The sequence below is a fragment of the Blautia sp. TM10-2 genome (assembly GCF_003480845.1).
In the GTDB taxonomy this organism is placed as follows: domain Bacteria; phylum Bacillota; class Clostridia; order Lachnospirales; family Lachnospiraceae; genus Fusicatenibacter; species Fusicatenibacter saccharivorans.
In genome coordinates, this window is record NZ_QUJZ01000013.1 from 117005 (window position 1) to 142399 (window position 25395).

At 39.3% G+C, this 25395-nt stretch carries 30 protein-coding genes and 2 pseudogenes; 4 read left to right on the forward strand and 28 right to left on the reverse strand.

Annotated features, from left to right (window positions below):
• Positions 1–385: 385 nt before the first annotated feature.
• Complete coding sequence (locus tag DXD92_RS14065) at positions 386–1042, reverse strand: hypothetical protein (RefSeq protein WP_199696579.1); 657 nt, start codon at positions 1040–1042, stop codon at positions 386–388.
• 192 nt (positions 1043–1234) lie between these two features.
• On the opposite strand from DXD92_RS14065, the gene DXD92_RS14070 reads away from it, so the two are divergent.
• Positions 1235–1750: a helix-turn-helix domain-containing protein gene (locus DXD92_RS14070; protein WP_055182202.1), complete on the forward strand. Its 516-nt coding sequence runs from the start codon at positions 1235–1237 to the stop codon at positions 1748–1750.
• Between the two features lie 51 nt (positions 1751–1801).
• On the opposite strand, the gene DXD92_RS14075 is transcribed toward DXD92_RS14070, so the two are convergent.
• From DXD92_RS14075 to DXD92_RS14110, 9 genes and pseudogenes are all read right to left on the reverse strand, one after another.
• Entirely contained in the window at positions 1802–2218 is a 417-nt protein-coding gene (locus tag DXD92_RS14075; protein WP_055221654.1) for a hypothetical protein, read from the reverse strand.
• Between the two features lie 22 nt (positions 2219–2240).
• A complete protein-coding gene (locus DXD92_RS14080; protein WP_055221652.1) occupies positions 2241–2456 on the reverse strand; it encodes a hypothetical protein in 216 nt (71 codons plus the stop codon).
• 308 nt (positions 2457–2764) lie between these two features.
• Positions 2765–2860: pseudogene (locus DXD92_RS19065) on the reverse strand (DUF6462 family protein); the annotation flags it as partial.
• Positions 2861–2972: 112 nt separating this feature from the next.
• On the reverse strand, positions 2973–4349 hold the full coding sequence (locus DXD92_RS14085; RefSeq protein WP_055145201.1) for a sensor histidine kinase: 1377 nt from the start codon (positions 4347–4349) through the stop codon (positions 2973–2975).
• Positions 4337–4999, reverse strand: a complete 663-nt coding sequence (locus DXD92_RS14090; protein WP_005359225.1) for a response regulator transcription factor — start codon at positions 4997–4999, stop codon at positions 4337–4339. The genes DXD92_RS14085 and DXD92_RS14090 overlap by 13 nt, the downstream gene beginning before the upstream one ends.
• 14 nt (positions 5000–5013) lie before the next feature.
• Positions 5014–5754, reverse strand: a complete 741-nt coding sequence (locus DXD92_RS14095) for a lantibiotic immunity ABC transporter MutG family permease subunit (RefSeq protein WP_118640790.1) — start codon at positions 5752–5754, stop codon at positions 5014–5016.
• 1 nt (position 5755) lies between these two features.
• Positions 5756–6487 (reverse strand): lantibiotic immunity ABC transporter MutE/EpiE family permease subunit, encoded by a 732-nt coding sequence (locus DXD92_RS14100; protein WP_004853398.1) that lies wholly within the window; start codon positions 6485–6487, stop codon positions 5756–5758.
• The gene (locus tag DXD92_RS14105) at positions 6480–7193 is read right to left on the reverse strand and encodes a lantibiotic protection ABC transporter ATP-binding protein (RefSeq protein WP_118640792.1); all 714 of its coding nucleotides are present in this window, start codon (positions 7191–7193) and stop codon (positions 6480–6482) included. The genes DXD92_RS14100 and DXD92_RS14105 overlap by 8 nt, the downstream gene beginning before the upstream one ends.
• A gap of 427 nt (positions 7194–7620) precedes the next feature.
• Positions 7621–7956 carry a DUF3784 domain-containing protein gene (locus tag DXD92_RS14110; RefSeq protein WP_055267398.1) on the reverse strand — a complete coding sequence of 112 codons (336 nt, stop codon included), beginning with the start codon at positions 7954–7956 and terminating at the stop codon, positions 7621–7623.
• 315 nt (positions 7957–8271) lie between these two features.
• On the opposite strand from DXD92_RS14110, the gene DXD92_RS14115 reads away from it, so the two are divergent.
• On the forward strand, positions 8272–8508 hold the full coding sequence (locus DXD92_RS14115; protein WP_002578301.1) for a DUF6061 family protein: 237 nt from the start codon (positions 8272–8274) through the stop codon (positions 8506–8508).
• Positions 8509–8641: 133 nt separating this feature from the next.
• Here DXD92_RS14115 and DXD92_RS14120 read toward each other — a convergent pair whose 3' ends face one another.
• The 6 genes from DXD92_RS14120 to DXD92_RS14150 all read right to left on the reverse strand — a co-directional run bounded on the left by DXD92_RS14120 (position 8642) and on the right by DXD92_RS14150 (position 13993).
• Positions 8642–9961, reverse strand: a complete 1320-nt coding sequence (locus DXD92_RS14120) for an MATE family efflux transporter (RefSeq protein WP_109214827.1) — start codon at positions 9959–9961, stop codon at positions 8642–8644.
• The gene (locus tag DXD92_RS14125; protein ID WP_108817235.1) at positions 9951–10409 is read right to left on the reverse strand and encodes a MarR family transcriptional regulator; all 459 of its coding nucleotides are present in this window, start codon (positions 10407–10409) and stop codon (positions 9951–9953) included. The genes DXD92_RS14120 and DXD92_RS14125 overlap by 11 nt, the downstream gene beginning before the upstream one ends.
• Before the next feature lie 155 nt (positions 10410–10564).
• Entirely contained in the window at positions 10565–11314 is a 750-nt protein-coding gene (locus tag DXD92_RS14130) for a DUF6040 family protein (protein WP_009243742.1), read from the reverse strand.
• A complete protein-coding gene (locus tag DXD92_RS14135) occupies positions 11253–12974 on the reverse strand; it encodes a MobA/MobL family protein (RefSeq protein ID WP_009243741.1) in 1722 nt (573 codons plus the stop codon). Before DXD92_RS14135 ends, DXD92_RS14130 begins: the two co-directional genes overlap by 62 nt.
• Before the next feature lie 328 nt (positions 12975–13302).
• A complete protein-coding gene (locus DXD92_RS14145) occupies positions 13303–13617 on the reverse strand; it encodes a DUF3847 domain-containing protein (RefSeq protein ID WP_002578306.1) in 315 nt (104 codons plus the stop codon).
• A 145-nt stretch (positions 13618–13762) separates the two neighbouring features.
• Positions 13763–13993, reverse strand: coding sequence for a helix-turn-helix domain-containing protein (locus DXD92_RS14150; protein WP_002578307.1), 231 nt, complete (start codon positions 13991–13993; stop codon positions 13763–13765).
• A gap of 175 nt (positions 13994–14168) precedes the next feature.
• Here DXD92_RS14150 and DXD92_RS14155 point away from each other — a divergent pair, with 175 nt between their 5' ends.
• On the forward strand, positions 14169–14798 hold the full coding sequence (locus DXD92_RS14155) for a helix-turn-helix domain-containing protein (protein WP_117347817.1): 630 nt from the start codon (positions 14169–14171) through the stop codon (positions 14796–14798).
• 86 nt (positions 14799–14884) lie between these two features.
• Positions 14885–16180 carry a tyrosine-type recombinase/integrase gene (locus tag DXD92_RS14160; protein ID WP_117347818.1) on the forward strand — a complete coding sequence of 432 codons (1296 nt, stop codon included), beginning with the start codon at positions 14885–14887 and terminating at the stop codon, positions 16178–16180.
• A gap of 176 nt (positions 16181–16356) precedes the next feature.
• On the opposite strand, the gene DXD92_RS14165 is transcribed toward DXD92_RS14160, so the two are convergent.
• The 12 genes and pseudogenes from DXD92_RS14165 to DXD92_RS14220 all read right to left on the reverse strand — a co-directional run bounded on the left by DXD92_RS14165 (position 16357) and on the right by DXD92_RS14220 (position 25275).
• The gene (locus DXD92_RS14165; protein WP_118640810.1) at positions 16357–16869 is read right to left on the reverse strand and encodes a GrpB family protein; all 513 of its coding nucleotides are present in this window, start codon (positions 16867–16869) and stop codon (positions 16357–16359) included.
• A 55-nt stretch (positions 16870–16924) separates the two neighbouring features.
• Positions 16925–17527, reverse strand: a complete 603-nt coding sequence (locus tag DXD92_RS14170; protein WP_055267400.1) for a Type 1 glutamine amidotransferase-like domain-containing protein — start codon at positions 17525–17527, stop codon at positions 16925–16927.
• Between the two features lie 51 nt (positions 17528–17578).
• On the reverse strand, positions 17579–17764 hold the full coding sequence (locus DXD92_RS14175) for a DUF6440 family protein (protein ID WP_055267402.1): 186 nt from the start codon (positions 17762–17764) through the stop codon (positions 17579–17581).
• A 234-nt stretch (positions 17765–17998) separates the two neighbouring features.
• A pseudogene (locus DXD92_RS14185) lies at positions 17999–18466 on the reverse strand (lysine--tRNA ligase); the annotation flags it as partial.
• A gap of 170 nt (positions 18467–18636) precedes the next feature.
• Positions 18637–19872, reverse strand: coding sequence for a tyrosine-type recombinase/integrase (locus DXD92_RS14190; RefSeq protein WP_118640796.1), 1236 nt, complete (start codon positions 19870–19872; stop codon positions 18637–18639).
• Between the two features lie 36 nt (positions 19873–19908).
• On the reverse strand, positions 19909–20079 hold the full coding sequence (locus DXD92_RS18770; protein ID WP_199696580.1) for a hypothetical protein: 171 nt from the start codon (positions 20077–20079) through the stop codon (positions 19909–19911).
• Positions 20080–20172: 93 nt separating this feature from the next.
• On the reverse strand, positions 20173–20382 hold the full coding sequence (locus DXD92_RS14195; protein ID WP_118640798.1) for a DUF6462 family protein: 210 nt from the start codon (positions 20380–20382) through the stop codon (positions 20173–20175).
• A gap of 86 nt (positions 20383–20468) precedes the next feature.
• On the reverse strand, positions 20469–20807 hold the full coding sequence (locus DXD92_RS14200; protein WP_026649467.1) for a type II toxin-antitoxin system RelE/ParE family toxin: 339 nt from the start codon (positions 20805–20807) through the stop codon (positions 20469–20471).
• Positions 20804–21112 (reverse strand): type II toxin-antitoxin system RelB/DinJ family antitoxin, encoded by a 309-nt coding sequence (locus DXD92_RS14205; RefSeq protein ID WP_118640800.1) that lies wholly within the window; start codon positions 21110–21112, stop codon positions 20804–20806. The genes DXD92_RS14200 and DXD92_RS14205 overlap by 4 nt, the downstream gene beginning before the upstream one ends.
• 157 nt (positions 21113–21269) lie before the next feature.
• Positions 21270–23144 carry an AAA family ATPase gene (locus DXD92_RS14210; RefSeq protein ID WP_118640812.1) on the reverse strand — a complete coding sequence of 625 codons (1875 nt, stop codon included), beginning with the start codon at positions 23142–23144 and terminating at the stop codon, positions 21270–21272.
• A gap of 38 nt (positions 23145–23182) precedes the next feature.
• Positions 23183–24910: a MobQ family relaxase gene (gene mobQ / locus DXD92_RS14215; RefSeq protein WP_118640802.1), complete on the reverse strand. Its 1728-nt coding sequence runs from the start codon at positions 24908–24910 to the stop codon at positions 23183–23185.
• A complete protein-coding gene (locus DXD92_RS14220) occupies positions 24910–25275 on the reverse strand; it encodes a DUF3847 domain-containing protein (RefSeq protein ID WP_118640804.1) in 366 nt (121 codons plus the stop codon). Before DXD92_RS14220 ends, mobQ begins: the two co-directional genes overlap by 1 nt.
• Positions 25276–25395: the final 120 nt, after the last annotated feature.

Below are 25395 nucleotides of genomic sequence, written 5' to 3' on the forward strand. Positions count from 1 at the left end.
GTAAGTTTGCGAATATCCGTATAAACAAAAAAGCCCTTTGAGAAAAGGATTTTTCCTCTCTCAAAGGGCAAGTTGGCAAACAGGAAGTTTTGCATACGTTATTCTTCTAATATTTTTGTAGGGTTCGCATAGAAAAAGTGTTACAGACTTTTTCTCACAGTCTCCAATCCCATGTAACCATCACCAGTGTTAAAACCTTTCATTGCCAACTCCTCCATTTCTTTGAATTTTATGATTTAATCTTCTTTGACGGTTACAGTGTATATCAATAGGTGGGGTATAAAAATCCCTGCTCTTTTATACTGCTATCCTTCTAAGACAAAAGGCCCAGAATACTTTTTCCTGAGCCTTTCCATCTTGTTGTTTTCAATTATAGATAAAGCTATTATGCAACATTCTGATTCTCATCATCTAGTTGAGGTAAATCTTCATCGCTACCAATTGCTTTTAAACCTAACATTGTTACCGTCACTCCCAAAGCTAATGTTACAACTCCCCCAATCGTCTTGAACACTCGCTCATGAAATTTCTGCTGCTGTAAATATAATTCCGTTATTTTATCAGCTTCTTCCATCATTTTTTCAGAAAAGTCCCTTCTTTCCTCCTCTGTTAAGTTTTCTTGTTCCAGCTGATTTGCGAAGGTCTCAAGAACATACTGATGTGCATGAACTGCTTGTTCATATTCTTCTTTATTTGTTTCTAAAATTGTTTTGCATAACTGTGTATAATTTTCTATTGCTGATTCCACAAACTCTACATATACTGGGAACTGCTTTATTATTTCAAGCGCCACTTCCTTTTCCATATATGGAATCATAGATGTAAACTCCATCACTTTATCCTTTGTTAAATTTCGAAATGATTCAATTTTTAACGCTTTTTTTACAGCTTCTTCTGAATGATATCTTTTTCTTATTTTCTTTTCCATGATTATATTCCTACTTTGCTTCTTTGCGAATGGTGCCAATTTTTTTGCCACTTCTGGTATCTCTTCCATTTTTGTTTCTAATAGTCCCCGGTGGAAGACCATGCTTCTTTTCAAATGTTCCTACTCTACAATCACTTCTAGTTTTCCTCATGTTTTTTCTTCCTTTCATAATTCCGTATCAACAATGCACTTGTTGTTTACTGATGCTTCAAGTATAATAAAATCTATAAAGAAAATACACGCACAGCATGTGGACTTAACACCTGATAATTCTCATGTTCGGCGATATACGGGGAGGTTATTCTCATGGGGAAACAATCTACAAGAGAAAATAAAACAATTTATCAGATTTGCCGGGAAGAAGCCGGTCTTACCAGATTAGAAGCCAGCGAAAAAATGACTGCTGTTTCTGATTCTAAAATTGAAAAATTTGAATATGAAATGCAGGAACCTACACCTTATGATATTATCCAGATGGCAGACGCTTACGGGCGACCAGATCTCTGCAATTATTACTGCTCTCATAAATGCGAAATCGGTCACCGTTATGTCCCGGAAGTCGAAGTTTCTGACTTGTCCAATATAATCCTGGAAACCATTGCCAGTCTGAATGAGATTAATCCTCTTACCACACGTCTGATCCAGATTGCCCGTGACGGTAAGATCAGTGATGATGAGATCAAGGATTTTGCTTTTATCAGCAACAAACTGGATGAAATTTCTCTGGCAATAGATTCTCTGAATCTCTGGGTTGATAAAACAGCCGGAGAGCAGGGACTAAACATCGAATTGCTCAGAGAAGAAAAAAAGAAACAGAAATAAGTATGAAAAAACAAGGCAGCGAACCTATTTATGGTTCACTGCCTCTTTCCTTTACATATGCTGTAACTGGTTTATGATGTATTCCGTTCTGCGGATAGCTTCTTCCACCTGATGTCTGGCATTATTGATTCGATCCTGCACCATCCAATCCACAACAAATCCATCAAAAAAATAATCTGCAAAGGATAAGAAGTCTCCAGTATTGATGTTTAAATTACAAGCCATGTTCACATCATTTAATTCCCTACTGAAATTACGAAGATCATATTTCGCCTGTTCCATATTTTGTCTGGCCTGATCCATCTTGGAGTGTTTCAACATCGTAGAAAAGAATCCACCGCCAAACATATCCACCAAGCCCCAATTCTTTGCACTGTTCAGGTTCTCTTTTGCTGTCCGAAGACTACTTAACGCACGTTGTCCTGCTTCAATCGCTTCTCGTTTCTCTTTTTCTATATCATATCCCATAATTTCTTCCCTCCTCGTATTTTTATGAGTTAGATGATATAAGTGCAATGATTCCGCCGATGATCAACAATGGAAGTGCAATATAAATCAGTCCGCCAACAACCATTCCTATCAAAATCACCGGGAAAAATACAACTGTACAGAGCAGCTTTAAGATTCCCCAGGATGCTTTTACACCAAATATAAAAAATTTTCCAATAAACCAAATCATGCATATAGCAAATAATAACGATAACATATTCTACTCCTTCTGACTCCTGTTATGATTTGAATCATTCATTTTTTTGATTGTTTACTTGATATAAACTCAGATGTATTTCTCACACCGATTTTACTACTGAATTCTGGGTTCTTCTCTATTTTTTCAATCATCCGAATTATCCTTATTCTCTGTGCTGTATCCATCTGCTCACCTCATTCTAACAGTTCTGCCTTTTGATATTGTCAGTATAACCGGATAACTTTTCAAAATATATACCTAATACAAAGAATTGAACATATGTAATTCTCAATTTTCGAGGAATAGTTGTTCCTCCTGTTCTTTCATCAAAATTCTTCATCACGGAATGCTTCCAGATATTCATCAATAAGATCCAGATTAACTAACACAATTCGTTTGACATGGTATACTGCTCTGGCATCTTTCGCTAACTGTTAGAGTATATGAAGTTTTGGCTTTATCTTGTAGTTTGCGAATATCCGTATAAATGAAAAGTCTAATCCCCCAGCCATGCTGGGGGATTAGACTTTTCATTTAGCTTGTTTCCTGACTACTCAGGAAAAATATTTCTACCCTCGCCCCACCTGTATTTTCAGAATTCGAAAGTTTAATACCTCCACCATATTTTTCAGCCACAGTTTTTGCAAAAAATAGTCCCATCCCATAATGGGCTTCGCCATTTCTACTTGTGTCATCCATAAAAAACTGCTCTGTGCCATGCAATAATGCTTCTTTTGTAAATCCTGATCCGCTATCCTCCACAATGAATGTCAGCCGGCCATCCTGCTCCTTTGCGTCAATATAAATGATTCCATTTTCTTTTGTATGCTCCACTGCATTCTGAATCACATTCATTACGGCTCGGAACATTGGATCATAAGCAATCGTTACCTTTTTATCACTTTGTCCCGCCTTCCAATCTATCTTCTGGTGATAGATTTCTACCAGTCCGAGTGCCTGTTCCTTTATATCTGCGAAAAAATCTTCTAACCTCACCGTTGTATAGGTAACATCACTGCAATTCCATGATTTTGTGACATCTATCAACTGTTTTACATAACTTTGTATCTGTGTTGTGCCGTTCAAAACATAAGTGATATTATTCTTCTGTTCTGTGGTCAGTTCAGTCTCTGAAAGTAGTTCTGCATTTCCCCGTACAATCGTAAGAGGTGTTTTAATATCATGCGCCAAAGCAGACATCTGTTGTTTCTTTTCCTGCTCTGTTTTCCACTGCTTTTCTAAAGATTCTCGCAATGCATCTCGCATATCATCGATTGCCGATAAACAGTCATCAAACTCTTTGATACCGGAACAGGATGTCTCATATTCCAGATTTTGATCCTTTATTTGTCTGATTGCGTCTAATACAGGCTGCATCTGCTTTTTGATTCTTTTTCCAAAACGTATGGACGGAATGATGATAATCGCTACCGCTCCAATCACTGACATAATACTCATCACATTCTGTGGTCCTATAAAATGCTCCCTCAAAAAAGCTGAATGATATTGAGGTGTCAGGCGATATTGCAATACAACATATTCATTTTCCCTTACAATTACTTTATAAAAATATTTCCCGGATGCGTTTCCGTACTTTGCAACATTCCATGCTATCTGTTCGTATTGTTCTGACAGATCTCCACCTATTTTCTCTCCATTCTCTGAAAAGATTACATAATCACAAAGTGCAGGAATCATCTCAGCAGTTACTTTATCCGCACGTAAAATCGTATCATATGCTTCATTAATCTTTTGCTCTGCATAATTCGCCGGATAGATACAGCCCACACTAATCAAAAGGTACAGCAGCAGCCAAGCAACAATCACCAAACCTACTAATGATCCAAGCATGACCAGTACATATCTCATAAAAATCCAGCTGAGTGCATTGCTTCTCTTTACTCTTCCCATTTATATCCAATCCCCCAGACTGTTTTTATCGGTGTATAATCATAATCCGCAAATTTTGCTCTTATATTTTTGATATGCGTGATTATAGTACTGTCATTACTCTCATTGTCAAAGCCAAAGACCGCTTCCAATATTTGTTCCTTCGAGAAAACCTGTCCTCTGTTTTTAGCCAGGAATTCACAGATTTCGTACTCCGCTTTCGTAAGAGGAAGTTCCTTATCATCAACCAATAGTTTCTTTTGAGATATTTGAATACAGACCCTCCCCAAAACCATCCGGACAGAATGTTCCCTGTGCTCTCTTCTAAGATGTGCATTGATCCTTGCCCGAAGTTCCATCACTCCAAATGGCTTTGAAATATAATCATCTGCTCCTAAAGAAAGTCCGTTTACAAGACTGTTTTCCTCGGTTTTTGCCGTAAGAAACAAAATCGGACAATCCACAAGTATCCTAATTCTTTTGCATAATTCGAAGCCATCAATTCCAGGCATCATAATGTCCAGTAAAATCAGGTCATAACGATGTAATTCTTCCATATTAATTTTTAGTGGATTACTTACTTTGGTAACCAGATGTCCATCCTTATTCAAAATGCTTTCTATCATTTCCAAAATTGCCGGTTCATCATCAACTGCCAGTATTTTTGCCATAGTTTCCCTCGATTCTATTCCGATATTCTGTTTCCTTCCCAGTGGTTTACCCACCAAAAATAGTATACCATACTAATCCCTATAAATATTAAGCAACCTGGTATGAATGACAACCATTCACCTACACTAGTTTCTCCCAATACAGATTGCAGATAAGTATATGGTACTCTACCCGTCCAGCAGACAAATACATATTTCCACACATAATCTCCAAGTCCGGTAAGCATCAATGCACTAATTAGTCCTGATATAATCCCTGCTCCAATGGATACCCCTTTTCCAAACTGAAAAGCCAGAATCAGCTGCCACAGATAAAGTGGAACACTGCTTCCCCACAGCAGCAATGCTGCAAATATACATCCTTTCATGATTTCGATATCGCTTGATGCGATTCTTCCAAATCCAATTCCGAATATGATTGCTGTCAATAGGATAGAGCACAGACACAAAACCAGTAGCATCAACAGTTTCGATAAAAATGCTGCAGGTTTATCCGGTAAAGACAACAGATTTTGAAAATCACCTGCATTTTGTTCCTGTTCCATCACACTTGCTGTAAAAATTCCAATAAGTACCGGAAGTCCTGCTCCTATTGCCTGATAAAATGCAATCACTTTCATATTTTCATTCCATGGTGAAAAAAAGTAATATATTAAAAATATAACGCTGGTTATAATCGGAATCAGTAAGTGTGCCAGAATCACAGATGTTCCTTTCATCTTTCGCAAGTCTGCATTAAGAGATCTTCCAATCATCTTATTTCACCTCTCTTCTCTCAAACCATTTCAAAAACAGAACCGTTACAAAAACAAACCAGATGATTGAGAGACACATTCCCGGAACAATGACTCCCGTATCCAAAAGAGGATTCCCTGCTTCTGCGGCAAGTCCATTTGGTAAAACATGAAGCAACGGGCACATCATTCGCATAGGGATTGCAGAAACAAGTACATACCAGATTCTGGTTTGTGATATTACCACACCGCTGACGGTAATAAACAGGCAGACGAACAGGTTTACAATCATTCCAAATCGTTCACTTAAAAATAAAGCTACCGGAATCTCCCATAACTCAGAAACCGTCAGAAACAATACTGCAATCAACGCTCCTCCAACTGGAACATGTGTCGTTAGAAGAAAGCCTCCAAGCGTTGCTCCTGCAAACACAATCACATTAGAAAACAAAATCATGTACCCAATATAAATAATTTTCCCCAGCAACAATTTTCTTCTATCTGTGGGAATAGTCATTAAATGATAGTATTTTATCTTTTTCTCCTGCGCCACAGAAAGATAACAAAATAGAGCAATCATCCCCGGCAGCAAAAGTGTATACCACCAGTTCCAAACACTTTCTGCATAAGCATTTGTCATCCCAAGAGTAAATATAAATGCCATGACAAATGTAAGAAGAGGAAATCCCCAGATAAACTTTTTTCGCATGGTTCTTTTGGCTTTTTGATGTTCTGCTTTTATAATATTAACCATGGATTTCACCTGCTTTCTGGTTTTTTCTTACCACATTCATAAACAAATCTTCAAGATTATCTCCCTGCTTTAATGCTCCTTCGTATCCTAAGATTCCACCTGAAATAATCCCGACTTTATCTGCAAGTAACTGTACCTCTGAGAGAATATGACTGGAGAGAATTACAGTGATTCCCTGTTCCGGAAAAGACCGGATCAGCTCTCGTAATTCCTCGATGCCTATTGGATCTAATCCATTCGTAGGTTCATCCAATATCAAAAGTTCCGGTTCTCCAAGCAATGCCATTGCAATGCCTAGTCTTTGCTTCATTCCCAAAGAAAACTGTCCTGCTTTCTTCTTTCCGGTGTTTGTAAGTGATACAATCTGCAAGACCTCATCAATTCTTTTTTCATCTGTACCAAGCAATAATTGTCTTACCTTCAAATTCTCTCTGGCGGAAAGATTTTCATAAATAGGCGGATTCTCAATTAACGCTCCTATTTTTGATAAATCTTTCCTATCCAAAAGTTTTCCATCAAAGTAAATCTTTCCTGCAGTTGGTTTCATCATACCAGTCAACATTTTCAATGTGGTAGATTTTCCCGCACCATTCGGTCCAAGCAGTCCATAAATCTGTTTCTTTTCTATATTAAGTGAAACATTATTTACCGCTTTCTGCTTTCTAAAATATTTACACAAATTTTGTGTCTGCAACATCATTTCCATCTTTACTATCCTTCCTTCCATATTTCATTTCTTACTGAAATATAACCTAACAGAAAAAAATAAAGATTTGATGAAGATTGCTAAATAATTCGTCTACTCTATTTTTATTCTCGTATGGAATAAACCATCATTAATAAGGGTAAGATCACTGGTGCAGTTGACATTGACAATATGTATGAATTTGCTTCTTCACACTGCAATGATTTCAAGGATCTCCGCGATGATGAGGACATTGTTATCAATCGGGAGTGGATCCTTAACAAACTTGCCGAAGCAGAAAACGAATAGTATATTTGGTGGCTACACCCCCAAGCCCCTGTAGAATCAATAACGCCGGTACTGGATATCAAAATCCCGCACCGGCGTTATTAATTGTAATTCTTTTTTCTACTCAAATAAACAGCTTATCTGCCCTACAAACTTGAATTTACTTTAATAAATATTTTTCAAACGCTTTATGATTATCAAAGTGGACTTCTCTAAAAAACAGAACTAACCAAATAATATAGGTTGGTATAGCTATATATGGGGTTAAAAAGCAGGATAATAATGCTCCTGCCAACATTATAATAGCCCACATAAAGCACTGATTTCTTATATCACGAGAGATATAAGCTTTATCATACAATGCCTGTTCTTCTTTAGAAAATGAATTAAATCCCGAAACAAATTTTGTTGCTTTTTCCTTAAAAATCGCAAATAACACACCTATAATCAGAAATGGTATTACCAAAATTATACACGACCAAAATCCTATATTCATAATACATACCTCCGCTTCAAATTCCGATTGAGATTTCACCTGTTTTAAGAAATTTAATAACTGTTATATTTTATTATTAAATTCTTCGCACCCCCTTGAAAACACTGGATTTGTCGCAGGTGAGCTTTCCCTTATTATTTCCCTTGTGTTATATCGTCCCATCAGTGTTTATGCACTCTGATAAGGGCAAATACAAGGGCAAGAAAAATCTATAAGACAGTATAACACAAAATAAAAGTGACATGGTGAACTGATTGAAATGCTTCTTAATTTTTGCTACTACTGATTGATTAAATGATAAGGAGATGGGATACGATGAGAACAATATTTGCAGAATACAATCCACAGTGCAACAGCATTGATGTATATACTAATACGGGCTATATACTCCGTATTGATTGTTGGGAAGCAGAAAAAAATTTAAGAACCACACCTGGATCTGATTGTGCTTTGACATCGCTTGCAATCGATGAGCCATTAGAATATGCAAGGTTATATCTTGATGGGAATTTACAGATGTGGGTAGATGCTGAAGATTCATTAGAGTTATGATTATTCCAATCAAAATCTACTAGAATTTATTAAAAATTAGCTTCATAATTTTAAAAGGACAGCCCTATTGCTATGAGGCTGTCCTTAAAAATACAATAGATAAACCTAGATTATTCTTGCTACTATCTGATTGTTAAATTTTCTGTATTCCATATTGCAAATCTCCCTTTTCGCAATATTTTATTAGTATGAATGCCAGAATCGCTGAAAAAACACGTGCCAATACCGTACTCCACCATATCATAATCTGTCCACCAAATAAAGGTGGTAAAACAAGCATAAATATCAGCATCAATACTGGTTCAATGAATGTAAGAATGTATGACAATCCACTTTTTTCAGTAGCATAAAATCCAGCTGTCGCTATTCTGGTAATCGCAACAAATGGTAATGACACTAAAAATATAGGTACAATTTTAGAAATCTCAATACTTACTTCATAAGAAGCTCCGAAAACCCCTCCAATATTTGCTCTGTTTACATACATGATAATTCCACCACAAACAGCAAGAATTATTGCAAAAATGTATGCCATTCTCTGAACTCCTCTCAGGCTTTCTTGATCCTTCTCACCATAAAAACGGCTCATTAAAGGTTGACTTCCATCACCTACGCCCTGCAATATGAGATATATGATACAGATAATATAGGATACACATGCATAAGTTGCAATAGCTTTTTCTCCCCCATAAGAAGCGGAGAATCGGTTTATAAACACCAATGAAATATTAGGAGTCAATGCTAGCCCAAATGGTGCAAGACCTACTCTGAATATAGCGCCACACATTTCTTTTACATTTTTTAAGGATACATACACATAAAACTTTTTATTATATAATGCGTATATGATTGCAATTGCTGCAGTCACACCCTGTCCGGCTATTGTAGCTGTGGCTGCACCTTTCATGCCCATTTCATATATCCATACAAAGATAAAATCCAGAACAATATTGGTTATGAATCCACCAACCATCGCAAACATTGACCAGAAAGAGTTTCCATAATTTCTAATGAATGGCATCATTCCAGTTCCAAGAATCTGCAATATTGCTCCAAGTGCTATAATTTTGATATAATCTGTCGCATTTGTTAATATAATTCCATCTGCTCCAAGCAATCCTAAAATTTTAGACGAAAAGGAGTAAATAATTATGGTACTGATAACACTTACTATTACAAGAAGCCACCAGCTTGTAGCAATAAATTCTTCTGCCCGTTTTCCTTTCTTTTCTGCTGCATTAATTGAGTAATAAACAGCTCCTCCCATACCAATTCCTGTTCCAAGAGCCTGAATCAAAGCCACAATCGGATATGCAATATTAATAGCCGAAAGTCCAGCATCTCCTATGGTATTGCCTACAAAATATCCATCCACTATCGCATATATTCCTGATAATGCAAATGCTATAATAGATGGAATAACATATTTAAAAAATAATGATTTATGATTCATTTTTCTTACAATCTCCTTCCTTGAAAAGTCTGATAAACAGCTCTGTATTATCATTAAGACTTTCTATATTCTCTAATCCCATTTTTTCGATTACATATATTTCTTTTGAGTGCAGTTTTTCTATGATATCTTTCGTATATTCCATTCCTGATTCTGTGAGGCATATCAGCTTATTTCTCTTGTCTGAATCATCAGATACCATATTGATGTATCCTTTTTTCTGAAAATCTTTTAGTATCGTATTTACCGTTTGCTTAGGTATATTCCATTTTTCACTTATCATTTTCTGCGTGCATCTTCCATTACTTTCATAAAATGAATACAAAGCAAAAACTCCATTTGAAGACAGTCCCTGATCCTTTGACCATTCCTCATACATTGCTGTACATTCTTTCCATAAAGCATAATATCGTTGCAACTGTATTATCATATTATTATCTTTTCTCATCTTTTTTCTCCTTAAATTAGTACGAATCCGGACTTTTATAGTATAGTCCGAGTTCGTACTAATTGTCAAGATTTATTTATATACTTTTTCTTTATATAAACAATCAATAGTCCCTTACTAAGGACAGGAAGATTATGAAATTTCCCTATCCTCTTTTAATAATATCCTCGTTCTTCCATCCAGTCTTTCACATAACATCTGATTCCAATATAAATAATATGCGACAGTAATAGCAATACAATAAGATTTATCGGATTAGCGTTTTTAATCCATTCTCCAAAGTAAATTACAACAGCTGTACTCGTTATCGCTACCACGATACTGATGATATCCCAACAATATTTCCGGTAGATTTTTCCTACCTGATAACCAATCCCGATTATCAGCCACCCGGTTATTACGAATAAAATTGCCATGACAGTACCGGCAATCAGCCAGTACACAATCCCGGAAAGAATACTGTTAGGTATTCCACTGCTTAACTGTCCGAAAGAGTCTGCACCTGTCACAAACTCCCGAAATAAACTTCCCATTCCTTTTCCTAACGCACCGAAAAAGACGATACAGTCGTTAAGGAAAACCGGCGAAAGAATCGCAGTAAACAGTGTTGTTGTTATGCTGTACCATGCCAGTAGAAACAAGATACTTTCATAACCAATCGTCATATTTTTATATTTCTTTTCTAACTGGCTTTTACGGCTATCGCATTTTTCTTTTGCTTTCCGGTAAGCAGTACGGTCACATTTTTCACATTTCTCATAAGGCACTTTTTTCTCAACAGCTACCTCTACCGTCTTTTGGTGTGTCTGTGCATAAAGTTTTTCCTGCTCTGCTTTTTCATACTTAAATTTCCATGCCACGGCTTCTGCGTCGGCTCTTTTCCTGCTGTCTGTCTCGCTGGTCAATCGTTCCTCTGTTTGCCTTAATCTTGTCCGCAATGCTTCGATATTCTCGGCTCTGTTTTCGCTGTTCAATTTCTCGTTCAAGGTCAGCGATTCGCTTAGCTGCCTGTTTAGTTCCTGGATTGTCTGGTCTTTCTGATCCAGTTCGTCCTGCATCTGTTCGGTCATCAGCAGAAGTTCTTCCACCTGCCCGACGTTCTCTAAGTTTCTGCATTCGCTCATCGATCTCCCTCGCTTTCTCTATCTGCTGTTTAAGGTCAGCAATTCGCTGTTCTGTTTCTGCAATAAGCTGTTCTCGTTGTTCAGCTTCTGCGTTAATTCCTGCCATTGCTGATTCTCGTTTTCCAACTGTTCGATTCTGGTTTTCTGTTGCTCGATCTGTGAGAGCAGTTCTTCTGTATCTGGCAAAAGATTTAGCAGCCTGGATAATTCGCTGTTTAAGCTTTTTAAACTCTGGTTCTGCTCCTGAAAAGACAGGAGCTGCCTGTCCCGTTCCTGCAATTCCTGTACCATCTCTGCCATAAGATTCTGCTGTTCCTCGATCTGGTTTATCATTGTCTCCATCATGGGAATGACTTCCCGGCTTTCTTCTAATGTCACGCAATCGCTCCTTCCATTGTGTTAATGCACTGGATACTTTTCCAAAAGAAATCTGTATTTTATCCAGCAGTGCATTTTGTCTTTTTATGATCTGGTTTTCCTCTACTTTCCATGAAGTAGAGGATGTCTGTCCGTTTTGAAATTTCTCGTCAATTTTTCTGGCATCTGCGCCCTCATGGATCGTCGGTATCTCTAATTTTCCCTGCCTTGCATAAGAACGGTGGTCAATGTGATTTTCCGTTTTCAAATGTGCATTACAGACGTTTGCCCATTCGCTCCGCCATAGCTCACAATTTTTCGGATTGTTCCACCCGGTAGCATCGGTTAATACACGTTTCCACTGTTTGCGGTTCCTTGTCCCGACTTTCTGGACTCCATTTTCATCAAGTACGGGGATTCGGATTCCATGACGGTCAGGGTTCTTTTTATCCTGCCACCAGTCCGGATGGGATTCATCCACCACAATATTTCCATTTTCATCTCTGACAAACTCCCAATCCTTGATTTCTTTGTTCCCCCATGAGTGGTCTGGATTGAATGGTCGCATCGTCACAAGTAAATGCACATGGGGATTTCCATCTCCTTTATCGTGGATACTCCAGTCCGCACACATTCCCTTATCTACAAAGGTCTTTTGAATATATTCAGTTGTATAATCAATCTGTTCCTGTCGGCTCCATTCTTTCGGAAGCGAAAATTCAAATGACCTGCCGAGTTGTGCATCCGAGGTCTTCTCAATCTTCAAAACTTCATTCCATAAACGCTGTTTCTGAAAAGTAAGTTTAAATTTTCCCAGTGCAGCATCTTTGTTATCTGCTCTTTTATATCGGGCAGATTTCTGAAACCGTCTGATATTTTCAGCAGGTACGTTCAGCCATTCCTGTGGTGCATTTTCACACATCAACAGGCTGGTATAAACGACTTCTTTTTTGGCAGTGTAGTAGCTGATCCTGCCTGTTTCTTCATTTTTCATCACATCACCATTGAGATACGCAGATGCTGATATGATGGATTTCCCTTTGCTGCGTCCAACAATCTTTACTGTATAATGAAAAATCGCCATGCTCCGTTTCCCCCTTTCTGCCGTATCCGGCTTTGATTTCCGGCAGGTAACGTTTTCCCAAAAAGAAAATGGTATCTGCCGGAACGCCCTCTGCGTAAGAGTGCCCTGTGCATAACAGCCTGCATGGAATGCGCCCCTCTGGCGAAGAGTGCCTCCTGCGGCATGAGCAGGTCTGGCTGAAAGCCCCGCCGACGGAACGAGCCCGGCAAGCATAAGCGCAGACCGGTTGCCACCTGTGGCAAACTTATACGGACGACCTCTGGTTGTCCATAAGTGCGCCCTTCATGAAAAAGCAATGAAGGGAATGGAAAATCCACTCCCTCCGGCATTACACTTCCTCCGTATTTGCAACTGGCTCTTTCTGCATTGCCTTTGAGAAGAATTTCCCATTTGCTTCCTGCCTTTTTAAGAAGCCGATCAGCTTTGGGATATCATCTTCCTCAATCGCAGAACCCAGCACCGATTCCACCGCACCACCAATCTGGCAGAGCCTGTGTGTCCGCTTTTTAGTTTCCACATCTTTCTGACGTTTCTTCAGTTCCCGTTTCTGTGCTGCATACTGTTTTGCTTTCTCAAGGCTTTCCTGTTCTTTCTTTTCCAACTGGAGCATACGCTCCTCATAACTCTTTGTTGATCTTGCCATAAATATCATCGTCCTTTCTTTTTCTTCCAAACATAAGTTTCCTGTTGTCTGTCAGACGAAGTACATGGTATAATCTGTTTGCGTGTAGGTATATCATGACTCCGGTCTGATAGAACCTTTGGCGGTTTCTTCGGGAACCGCTTTTTTAAGTTGAACCGTTTCTTGTGACTGCTTTCACATTTCCCTTATCCCTCAAGTCTCTGCCCTCGTTGGCTTCCATAAAAAGTTCCAGCATATCCGTTTTGATCAGGACTTTTCTCCCAACCTTTAATACCGGAAGTTTCTTCCATTCCACCAGTTTTCTCAGGGTGTTCCTGCCGATTCCCGTATAATCAGCAGCTTCTTCAATAGATAAGGCAATCTTTCTTTGTGTCATATGACCACCTCCTTTTAAATTGCATTATGCAATTTCATTTGTGCTGTCAGTATAGCGTGTTTATATTGCTTTGTCAAGCATTATGAAATTTCATTCGTTTTCTATAAATTGCATATTGCAATATATTTTGTTGCGTGGTATAGTAATGACATACCGAAAAAGGAGGCACATCAGCATGAAAGATAAAGAACTACGCAAGCTGATCGGCAGCAGGGCAAAACAGCGCCGTCTCGAATTAAATCTGACACAGCCTTATGTCGCAGAGAAGATGGGAGTTACCGCTTCCACAATCCTGCGTTATGAGAATGGTTCGATTGACAATACCAAAAAGATGGTACTGGAAGGCCTTTCGGAAGCACTTCATGTATCGATTGAATGGCTCAAAGGGGAAACCGATGAATATGAAACTGATATTACGGATAAGAAGGAATTGCAGATTCGTGATGTGATGGGCGATATTCTCAAACAGTTACCTCTTGATCTTAATAAAACAGAAGACGCTTTTTCTAAAGACTTACTGCTGTTAATGTTAAAGCAATATGAACTGTTTCTGGATTCGTTTCAGTTCGCCTGTAAAAATTACAAAGGCAGTACCAAAGATGCGGACATTGCCAAAGTAATGGGATTCGAATCGAAAGATGAATATAATGAGATTATGTTTCTCAGAGAGATCACACATACTGTCAACGCATTTAACGATATGGCAGATGTGATAAGGCTCTATTCAAAGAAACCGGAAGCAGCCGAACAAAGACTTGCCAATCTTTTATCCGAAGTTATGTATGAGGATTCTGAATCGGTATAGTAAGACAACCGGAGTTGTGATATACTTACACGCAAGAAGCATTTCAACAGTTCCGATTGTCTGATATCGAAAGGAGAAATACAATTATGGCAAAAGGATCTGTTAGAAAAAAAGGAAAAAAATGGTACTATCGCTTCTATGTAGAAGATGCAAGCGGTAAAATGGTTCAGAAAGAATATGCTGGAACCGAAAGTAAAAGTGAGACGGAAAAACTTCTCCGCAAAGCACTGGAAGATTACGAAAATAAGAAGTTTGTCGCAAAGGCAGACAGCCTTACGGTAGGAGAGCTTCTGGATATGTGGGCGGAAGAAGAACTGAAAACCGGGACACTCAGCAACGGCACAGTGGAAAATTATCTTGGTGCAATCCGCTGTATCAAAAAACACCCGATTGCAGACCGCAAACTGAAAACAGTTACTGCCGAACATTTACAGGCATTTCTTGATCTGCTTACATTCGGTGGTGAGTTTCCAGACGGGAAAGTAAGAAAGGGATACAGCAAAGATTATATCCATTCTTTTTCCGCAGTGTTACAGCAGTCATTCCGTTTTGCAGTATTTCCAAAACAACTAATCAGTTTCAATCCGATGCAATATATCAAACTGAAACGACAGGCAGAGGAAGTTGACCTCTTTTCCGATGATGAAGTGGAAGAAGGCACACAACCGATTTCGCATGATGATTACGAGCAACTTATCAAGTATCTGGAAAAGAAAAACCCACCTGCCATTCTACCGATTCAGATTGCGTATTATGCCGGGCTCCGTATCGGAGAAACCTGTGGTCTTACATGGCAGGACATTAACCTTGAGGAACAATGCCTGACCATAAAACGCAGTATCCGCTACGACGGCATGAAACACAAAAACATTATTGGACCAACGAAGCGGAAAAAAGTTAGGATTGTTGATTTTGGCGATACCCTGACTGAAATACTGAAAGCTGCCAGAAAGGAACAACTCAAAAACCGGATGCAGTATGGCGAATTATATCACCGCAATTACTACAAAGAAGTTCATGTGAAAAACAGAGTCTATTATGAATACTATCACCTTGACGGAACGCAGGAAGTCCCGGCAGATTACAAAGAAATCTCCTTTGTCTGCTTAAGACCGGATGGCTCTTTGGAACTGCCGAGTACACTCAGCATTGTATGCAGATCAGTGTCAAAGAAACTGGAAGGATTTGAAGATTTCCATTTCCACCAGTTACGTCACACCTACACCAGCAATCTGCTTTCCAATGGGGCTGCACCGAAAGATGTACAGGAACTGTTAGGACACTCTGATGTCAGTACCACAATGAATATTTACGCTCACTCAACAAGAAAAGCAAAACGGGATTCCGCAAGACTTCTTGATAAAGTAGTGAGCAATGCTTAACTAAAAATTTCCCTTATTTCCCTTGCGGATTCCGCATAAGGGCAAAGATAAGGGAAAATACATATCATTTCACTATCTAAGAGGCTGTAAGCCTTGAAAAATAAGGAAAGTTCAGGAAATCTCTCCACAAATTCCGATTTTTCGTTCTCTACGACTTCCCAATAAACGGGAATTTGTCATATCCCTATTTCTGAGTAGATTTTTTCGACAAACGGTGACTTATGCTCGATATACTTCTCAATATCAAATGGATAGAGTGCAGCGCCTTCTTCTTTAATTCTACTGTATTCACGCACAGCTTCCGGATGAGAACGCAAATATTCACGGAAAGCAATATGCCTTTTCAGTTCCTCAGAATCTCGCGGGCATACATATAGATGATGCTTCCGCAAATGGGTTTTGCCTTCATATTTAAATGCTTCCCGTCCGGCAATACCAAGGTTTCCTTCATGGTGATAGTCGATTCTTTCTAAGGCAGAGATTACAGCGTCAAGCATGGAGTAATCTTTAATGACGACATCAATATCAATAATCAGTTTCGCTGATAAACCATGCACTGAAGTGCTGCCAACATGTTCTATCACAAGAGCCAGTTGATCAAGAGCTTCCTGGATTTCACTCTTGATTTCACAAAAATCCCGTGTCCAGTGTTCATCATAAGGTAGCACAACAACATGCTTTGTAATCATTCTCTTTACCTCCCCAAATTCCGATTTCTCAGTTTCAAAAACTGGAATTTTCAAATTAGTCTTTGCAAATAACCTTTGAACCTTCACCATCGATTACAATTCCCTGACGGTTGTTAATTGGGCATAGATTCAAATCCGAAAATTCAGTCATTATTTTCTCAGTAACTTTCTTAAATGGTGCTGTAAGATAATGCGGAAGAACATAGAAATCAATCAAATCAAGCCCTGCATCATCTTCTTGTGAGTAGTCCTCCGGCTTTTCATCCATTTGTTCAATATATTGGATAGTTGGAGCGCATATAATCGCACCCGCCGATTCACCAATCATCAGTTTTCCCTTTGCCAATTCCTTCTTCAATAGCTCATCCGTTCTCGTTTTACGGAGCTGATCCATAAGGAAGAAAGAATTTCCACCAGTAAAATAGATCACATCCGCATCTTCAAAAACGGACTGTATCGTTAAATAAGCCTCCGTTGAAATATCAATTTCCGTTACGGTTGCTCCCAGTTTATTGAATAGCTTTCGAGCCGAGCCGACATAACCGGTATAGCCTTCACGCAGCGAAGCTGTGGGAATAAATGCGACTTTCTTGTTATCAATTTCTTCTTTTATCAAACTTCCTACACTTGAAAAGTGCGAACATAAAAACAGTTTCATCCATATCCTCCTTAATAAATTCCGATTTTCTTAATTCTACAAACTTTAATTTTACTTAGTAACTATGACTTTTCCTTCAGAATCCAGAAGAGGTGTAATACCAGCCCCGTATCCAGATTTCCAACAAAGATAATTAACTCCAGTCTCCTTATCTACAAGAATTTGTCGAATCCCTTCATCTTTAAGCGAACTTCCATCTCTAAATATAACTTCAAATCTTTCTTCTTTCTTCGCCATGTTTATTCCTCCTCGTTAAGCATTAAATACCGATTTGCATTTCCATTCATTTTAGAAAATGGGCAACTCCGATTGGAATTGCCCACTCATTGCACTAATTATGCGATTTTCTCTTGCTTGCACCGATTTCTGCATCAATTGATGTAAGTTTGATGTAAATCGCTGTTTTTTTAGTTTTTTATCAAATGAAGTACGTCCCGTCTATTTGGTTAAACGGTACATCGTTACATCAGTTTAATACAGCTTTGCGCCTGCCGGGATGTGGTCATCAACCATAAGCAGATGGAGCTTTTCTTCGCCTTCTTCTTCGTGAATAGCGGAGAGGAGCATACCGCAAGAGTCAATACCCATCATAGCACGAGGAGGAAGATTTGTGATAGCGATAAGTGTCTTACCTACAAGCTCTTCCGGCTCGTAATATGCGTGAATACCGCTTAAAATGGTGCGGTCTGTGTCTGTTCCGTCATCAAGGGTAAACTGCAACAGCTTCTTTGACTTCGGTACTGCTACACATTCTTTTACCTTAACGGCTCTGAAATCTGACTTTGAGAATGTGTCAAAATCAACTGCTTCCTCAAATAAAGGCTCAATCTTTACCTTAGAGAAATCAATCTTTTCAGGCTCTGCTTTCATTTCCTCGACAGGCTGATTTTTTACATCATTGCCCTTGTTTACATCATTCAAGGACTTCATTGTCGGGAATTTTTTTGATTTTTCTTCATTACCCTTCGTGATGCTTCGCTGAGCTATTCCTATTAAATTGTCTTCTCTTCATCACCATTCATGATGAATCATTGTCAAATCATATCTGTTGTCAATTTGATGTCATTTGGTTATTTCTGTTGTCAGATGAAAGGGTTCATAAGCCCTTCTTAAAATACATCCATTGTTGCAGCCAAATGTTCAAATGTTTCCTGTTTTTTCTCCTCTGTCGCCTCTGCATAGATATCCATAGTGGTCTGGATATCCTTATGCCCCATGATCGACTGGATAACCTTCAGGTTGGTTTCTCTTTCACAAAGCCTTGTACAGAATGTGTGTCTCAAACTGTGCGCTGAAAAGTTCGGCAACAGCACCGGCTCCCGATGCTCTTTCTTTGCTTCTACTTCTTCCGTCGCATTATAGGCAGAAGATATTCTCTTGATTGCCCGATTGACTGACTGAGCATTCATTACATTTCCATAACGGTTACAGAAAACAAAGCCTGTCATCCCATCAATCTCTGCATCTGTCCAGCCATTTTCTTTCTGCTCTTCCCAGATCATTTCAAAAGCATCTTTCACTGTATCCAACATGGGAATCGTACGCATTCCGGCTTCTGTTTTCGGCATTGAAATATGATTTTCCGATGCCCGGTCTTCTCCTACCGGATAATACGTTAGATTATGATTGATGCTGATAATCCGCTTCTCATAATCGATATCTTCCCATCGAAGCCCTAAAACTTCGCCGATTCGGCACCCGGTTCCAAAAAAAATCGTAAAAATCGGCCACCAGTGAAAATAAACCGGATGCGTAGCAATATATTCCATAAATGCTCTCTGCTGCGGAATTGTCAGTGCATGTCTCACACCGGTTTTCATGCCTAAGTTTTTCTTTAATTCTGCCATGACTCCATCCGTAGGATTTTTTCTGATAATGTCATCCCTTACAGCCAGTTGAAAAGTCGGATGCAATAACGTATGAATGGTTTCCAACGTGTTGATTTTCAGTTCCTGCTTCTCAATCAGGTGATTATAGAACTGCACCACATCAGAATACTTGATCTCTGCTATATTCCGCTTTCCAAATGTCTCCCGGATAAATCGGTCATACATATAAAGATAATTGCTCTTGGTCGTTGGTTTCAGATTGTTTTTGAGACTCATGTAACGGTCAAATACAAAATTTATTGTAGCCTTTCCGGCAACATAAATATCCAGACCGTCCATCTGATCTTTCATGAGCTGTGCTTCTTTTTCCCGAAGCGTTACAAGGTCTTGTGCATAAACATATTTACGTCTTCCGAGAGGATCCGTATAAGTATATACATATCTCCCGTCTGAACGTCTCTGTGATTCACCTTTCCGCAGGACTCTGCCCCGCAGATCTTTTCTTGTCTGTGCCATATAAAATCCTCCTTCAAATAAAGGAAAGACTTCATGTTATTCAGGTCTGTTCAATATTTTTTCCAGTCCCTGCAGGACAACTTCTGTCACAGTCATTTTGTGTTTTCCGGCATAATCACAAATACGCTTATACATAGAATCTTCCATTCGGATACTCAATACTTTCTTTTTTACATTATCCGACTTTGGTCTTCCTGTCTTCGCCATATCTGTTCTTATTCCTCCACATCTTCATTATAGTTTTCGTATGACAAAAAGTCAATCCCTGTTTTTCGTCCTTCCACAGTTTTCTTCTCTCCACTACGCAATCCGGAATGTCTCCAGATACTTTTCAAATATCTCACAGTTTACAAGAGCAACTTTGTCAATCTTATACACTGCTTTGGCTTCTTTCGCCAGCTCTTGGAATTTCGTCAGCCCAATGCTGTAAAGCTCTGCCCCTTCCTGATAACGGACAAATTTCTTCGCTATTTTCTTTGTTTTCTCTACATCTCTACGTGCATATCCCATACACGGCACCTCCTTTTTTGCATGAAAAAAGCAGCTAACCTATTTTTCATAGACTAACTGCTCGTGTTTTAGTTCCATATTCTGTTTTAATTTACTGAAACGTCTTCTGTTTGACTTAACTGTTTATGAACATCACGTCCACCATACATAATTCGCACTACATATACTATTTCAGTTTCATCATCTGTTTTGTAAAATACCAGATAATTACCCACCGGAAAGAATCGAAGTCCTCTGCTGTGCCACGGTTCTTCCTCATAGAGCCGATTTCTGTTCGGCATAGTATCCAGCTTCCGAATTGCCGTCATAATCCGCTCTGTCTGTCCTGCAGCATTCTCCGGAGCTAACAGTTCCTCTGAAATATATCTGAAAATATTTCGCAGATCTTTCTTTGCTCCTGCTGTATACATCACTTTATATTTCATATACCAAATTCTCGTTTCATTTCTGCTTCAACTTCATCTGCTGAATATACTCTGCCAGCCCTAATATCTTCCATGCCTTTCTCTATTTCTGCATCGAACTGTTCCTTTGTCAGAGAGCCATATGCAACAGGCTCTTCATAAGCTGGAAGTTTCATTTCAAAAGGAATTCCTCTCTGGAGTACAATCTGTCTCAGAAACATTCCTACTGCATTGGACATTGGAATACCAAGTCGATCAAGCACCTGTTCTGCCTGTTCTTTCACTTCAGGTTCGACACGTGCAAATACATTTGCTGTTCTTGCCATAGATATCGCCTCCTCTTTTTTCTTCATTATATCTTGTTTGATTGCAAGTTGCAAGCGATTCGCAATCTGTTTTCGTAATTTCATACACTGGCAGACGGCAGGTGGCAGATAAGGTATCTATAAAAATCTATATTTTCTTCAATGACTCTGCCACCCATCATTCTTTTAATCGAATACTGTTTTCCTGCTTTTCATTTATTTGATACTCCAACTCATTCTTCATCCGACTTCTTACATCACGCATGGTTCTTCCAGAGATTCCCTGCTCTTTTGCTTTTTCATCTAGTTCCCTGATTGAAATTTCTTTTTTATCAGCAAGCAGTTCCTTGATCAACTTTGCCCCTCTCTCCAGCTTTGTTTCTGTTGCTTTTCCTTCTTTCCCATCTAACAATTCATCAGCGGAAATCTCATAGGCTCCCACCCATCGGAAACCTTCTTCGTCTCCCAGTTTAAACGCCATTGTCTCCCCCGGTGGCGCTAGCGAACTTTTTTCATGAATCAATACCCTCGTGGTTGGATCTTTTCTTACTTTCCCAATGAAAATCAAGCTTCGCACTGCTGCCATGATATCAATAGAACCAAGTCCTCGATAAGTGCTCTGTGTTCCGGAGGACTTATTCAGATGTCCGATCAATACAATGGCACAACCGGACTTCTCTGCAATCATTCCCAGTTTTCGAAACACCGGGCGTACTTCATTTGCACGGTTCATATCCACATCTGCTCCAATAAACGCCTGTACCGGATCAATAATTACAAGCCTCACTTGATTCTGTCTGACTGCTTTTTCAATTCGATCATCGGATAACGTCAACACTTCTTCCGAATCATCAATCACCATAACCCGACTTAGATCAGCTCCTGCTTCTACCAGTCTTGGCTTGATCGTATCACCCATACCATCCTCCGCTGTCTGATAGATTACATTGAATGGTTCGATATCTTCCATATTCGGAAACAATTTTCTGTTGGTACAGGCTGCCGTCAGCATCATTGCAAAATAAGTTTTTCCCTCTCCCGGATTGCCCTGAATAATTGTCAGTTTTCCAAATGGAATATAGGGGAACCACAACCAATCCACATTGGTCTGTTCAATGTCTTCATAACACAACATCGGCACCAGCTCTTCTGTTTCTGGTACTTTGATTGTGATTGTTTCTGCAATTGCTTTCTTTCTGTCGGCGTTTTTATCACAGAGAATTTCGTTCCAGTCTTTTCGTGATGGTTTCAGACGAATTACACTGTACCCTTCCAGAATTTCTTCTGCCAGCTTCTCACAAGCCTCATTCCCTGCCTGGTCATTATCCAGGCACAGGAAAACAGAAGTAATCTGAGGGCGTTCAGAAAGAAAAGTCATCAGTGCCACACTAGAGACTCCACCCAGACTCAGATAGCTACGTTTCTTCCAATCTTTTGGAAATAACTGGATAAATGAAAGCAGATCAATGGCTGCTTCAAATACAAACAACTGATTATCCGTTCCTCTGTAACTGAATCCATAAGATTTATCAGAACCTGCTACATCTCCACGATATTTTATTTCACCAGTTCCCCGGCAGTGTGCATATCTTGGAATACCATCTGCATCTCTGCCGACAAATATAACATTATGATGCTTCTTTTCTTCGTAAATATCACCTCTGTCAATCCAATCTTCCAACAGTGTTTTCTCAATCTCTCTTTTTTCTGTCAGATACTTCATGATTTTTTCATTATCCTCATTTTTCTCCGGTAATCGGAAGTCTTTAGACGGGGCGGGGCAGGACTTCTGCCTGCCTTCGCCTTCTTCCCCAATCAGAATTTTCACTGCTTCCGGGAATGTTGCATAATAAAATTCCATCACAAAGTCTACCGGATAACCGCCCTTACTCTGACTATGCCGATACCATCGATTTCCGGATATCGTTACACTGTCATGCTTTTTCCAACGGTATTCCCTACCACTTTTCACCAACTGTTCCCCTTGTGCGTTCAGAAAAGACACAAGATCGGTCTGGTTTGCTCTTGCAATCTGTTCTTCTGTATACTGCATTTTCATCATCCTTTCCTGCCTGTCCTGCTGACAGACTTCTATAAATTCATATCATAGTTCCGTTTTTTCCTCACTGTCTGTTGTTTTGCATCACGTTCTTCACACTCTTTCTTCTTTTCAGCCAGTTGTTTCCGAATAGAAGTCTTCTTTTCTGGTTTCCGCTCCGTCTCATTCACCGACTGTTGCTCTGCTTTACTGTTTTCTTCGAAAATATCTTCTGTCTGGGCTGCGTGAAATGCCGGGAACTTCACCTGCTTCTCCCTTTTTTCTTCTGAACGCCCGGAGGTATCTGTTTCTGCCATTTCCCGGTCACATCTGGCAATGTCTGCACAACTCTGTACCTTTTTTACAAATGCAAGTTCGTCCTGATAAGGCTGATTATCTGCTTTCAGCTCTTCGATCACAGACCGGAGTTCTTCTTTCTCGCGTTTCCATCTGGCTGTTGGCACCTTTCCATTTTTATCCAAGTGCTGTTTCAGTTCCCGTTCACATTTGCGATAATAATTGATTTCTTTCTTATGCTGCTGATAGTATTTCTCTCGTTTTTTCGGAAAAAAGAAATGGTTGTACTCGTCTATCAATGGCTGGTTTGCCTTTATTACTTCTGCCATCTTTTGCAGATTTTCCAATTTCTTTAACTGCTCTCGCTTTTCGGAAATTTCTTTTTTGCTGACTGATACAACACCATTCAGTTCATCAATCCTTTCCTGCAGATCCTCCATTGTCTCTATCTTATGAGTCTGGAGGTAATTGATGGATTTTGCAAACTCCTGTAAGTTGGAGAGATTCTTCCCTCTCCGTTTCATCTCCGCATAGAAATTTGGAAGCGGTGGTCTGCCCTGCACTTTCTTATCATAATAATCTTGCAAGCTTTCCAGAAGTGTCGGATTCTGCCTGCGATCCAGTTCGGCTTTCATTTCCTCATACGCTGTCTTCATCCACTGAATGGATTCTTTCAGAGAAATAAACATATGGTTGAACTGCCGGATAGCTCGGTTCAGTTCCCCAATCACTGTTTTAATTCCCTTTTTCTCCATTGCTCGCACTTCATACCCTTCATGGATCGTCGGAATCAAATCAATTCCCTGCTCTTTGTAAGAGCGATGATCAATTCTTGCTGCCATGTGACATTCCCGGAATTTTTCGTTCACCTTCTCTGTCCACGCTCTTCTCCATTCCTTTAAAAGCTCCGGATCATTCCATCCGGTAGTAGAAACAGCATTGAATATATCCTTTCCTTTGACATCTTTAATCCGATTTCCGTCTTCATCCAAAACATATTCCCGTTTCTGCTTGTTTCCCCAGCTTCCTTCTTCTGTAAAAGGACGGATTGGAGCAAGTACATGAAAATGTGGATTGTCCGGTTCATCTTCGTTCTTTGATTTTCCCTCATGAACTGCCAGATCTACAATCATGCCACGAGCTACGAACTGCTCCCAGCAAAACTCTCTCGCCAATTCTATATTTTCATCCAATGTCAGTTCATTTTGTAAAGCAATATCAAAAGAATAAGCTAACTGTGCCCGTTTACTTTTCTCTATCTGCTCTACCTCATTCCAAAGTGTTTCCCGGTCAGACAAACGTTCCGGCACATATTCCGGTGTCAGGATTTCTGTGAAAACCACTCCCGACTTTTTTGTATAATCATGCGTCTGTCCATAGTAATCGTTATAAAGCTTTTGCCCCGAAATATAAGCTGCGGAATTAACCACTGTCTGACCTTTTCCTCTGGAAACTTGCTTTACTGAAAAATGATACAGTGCCATTAGCCGTCATCTCCTCTTTCTGCTTTTTCAACTGCTTCTGCAATTTGCTGTTGTTCTTTGTGTAAAGCTGCCATGTAACCCTGTCGTACAATACTCTTGTTGTAACTGCTGTTCTTCAACTGATCCATAACATCCTGAACTTCTTCCTGCTCCAAATCTCTGGATAATGGAAATGCTTTTTCAAACTCTGCACCTTTAACAATCAATCTATGGGAACGTTCCTTTCGCTCCACCAACTTCTTTCTCTGCTCCAGAAGATTTTTATTGTGGATCGCATGTTCCAGTTCCTTTTTACTTTTTTCCATGTTGGCTTTCAGTTCTTCCAATGACATGGATTCATATTTGGGATTTTTCGCTCTGCTCAATTTCTTTTCCTCCTTATTTTTATGCAAATAAAAAGAATCAGCACTGTCACCAATACCGATTCTTATTATGCAAATTCCGGCTCATCTGACCACGCATTCCGCTAAGAGCTGATCAGTCTT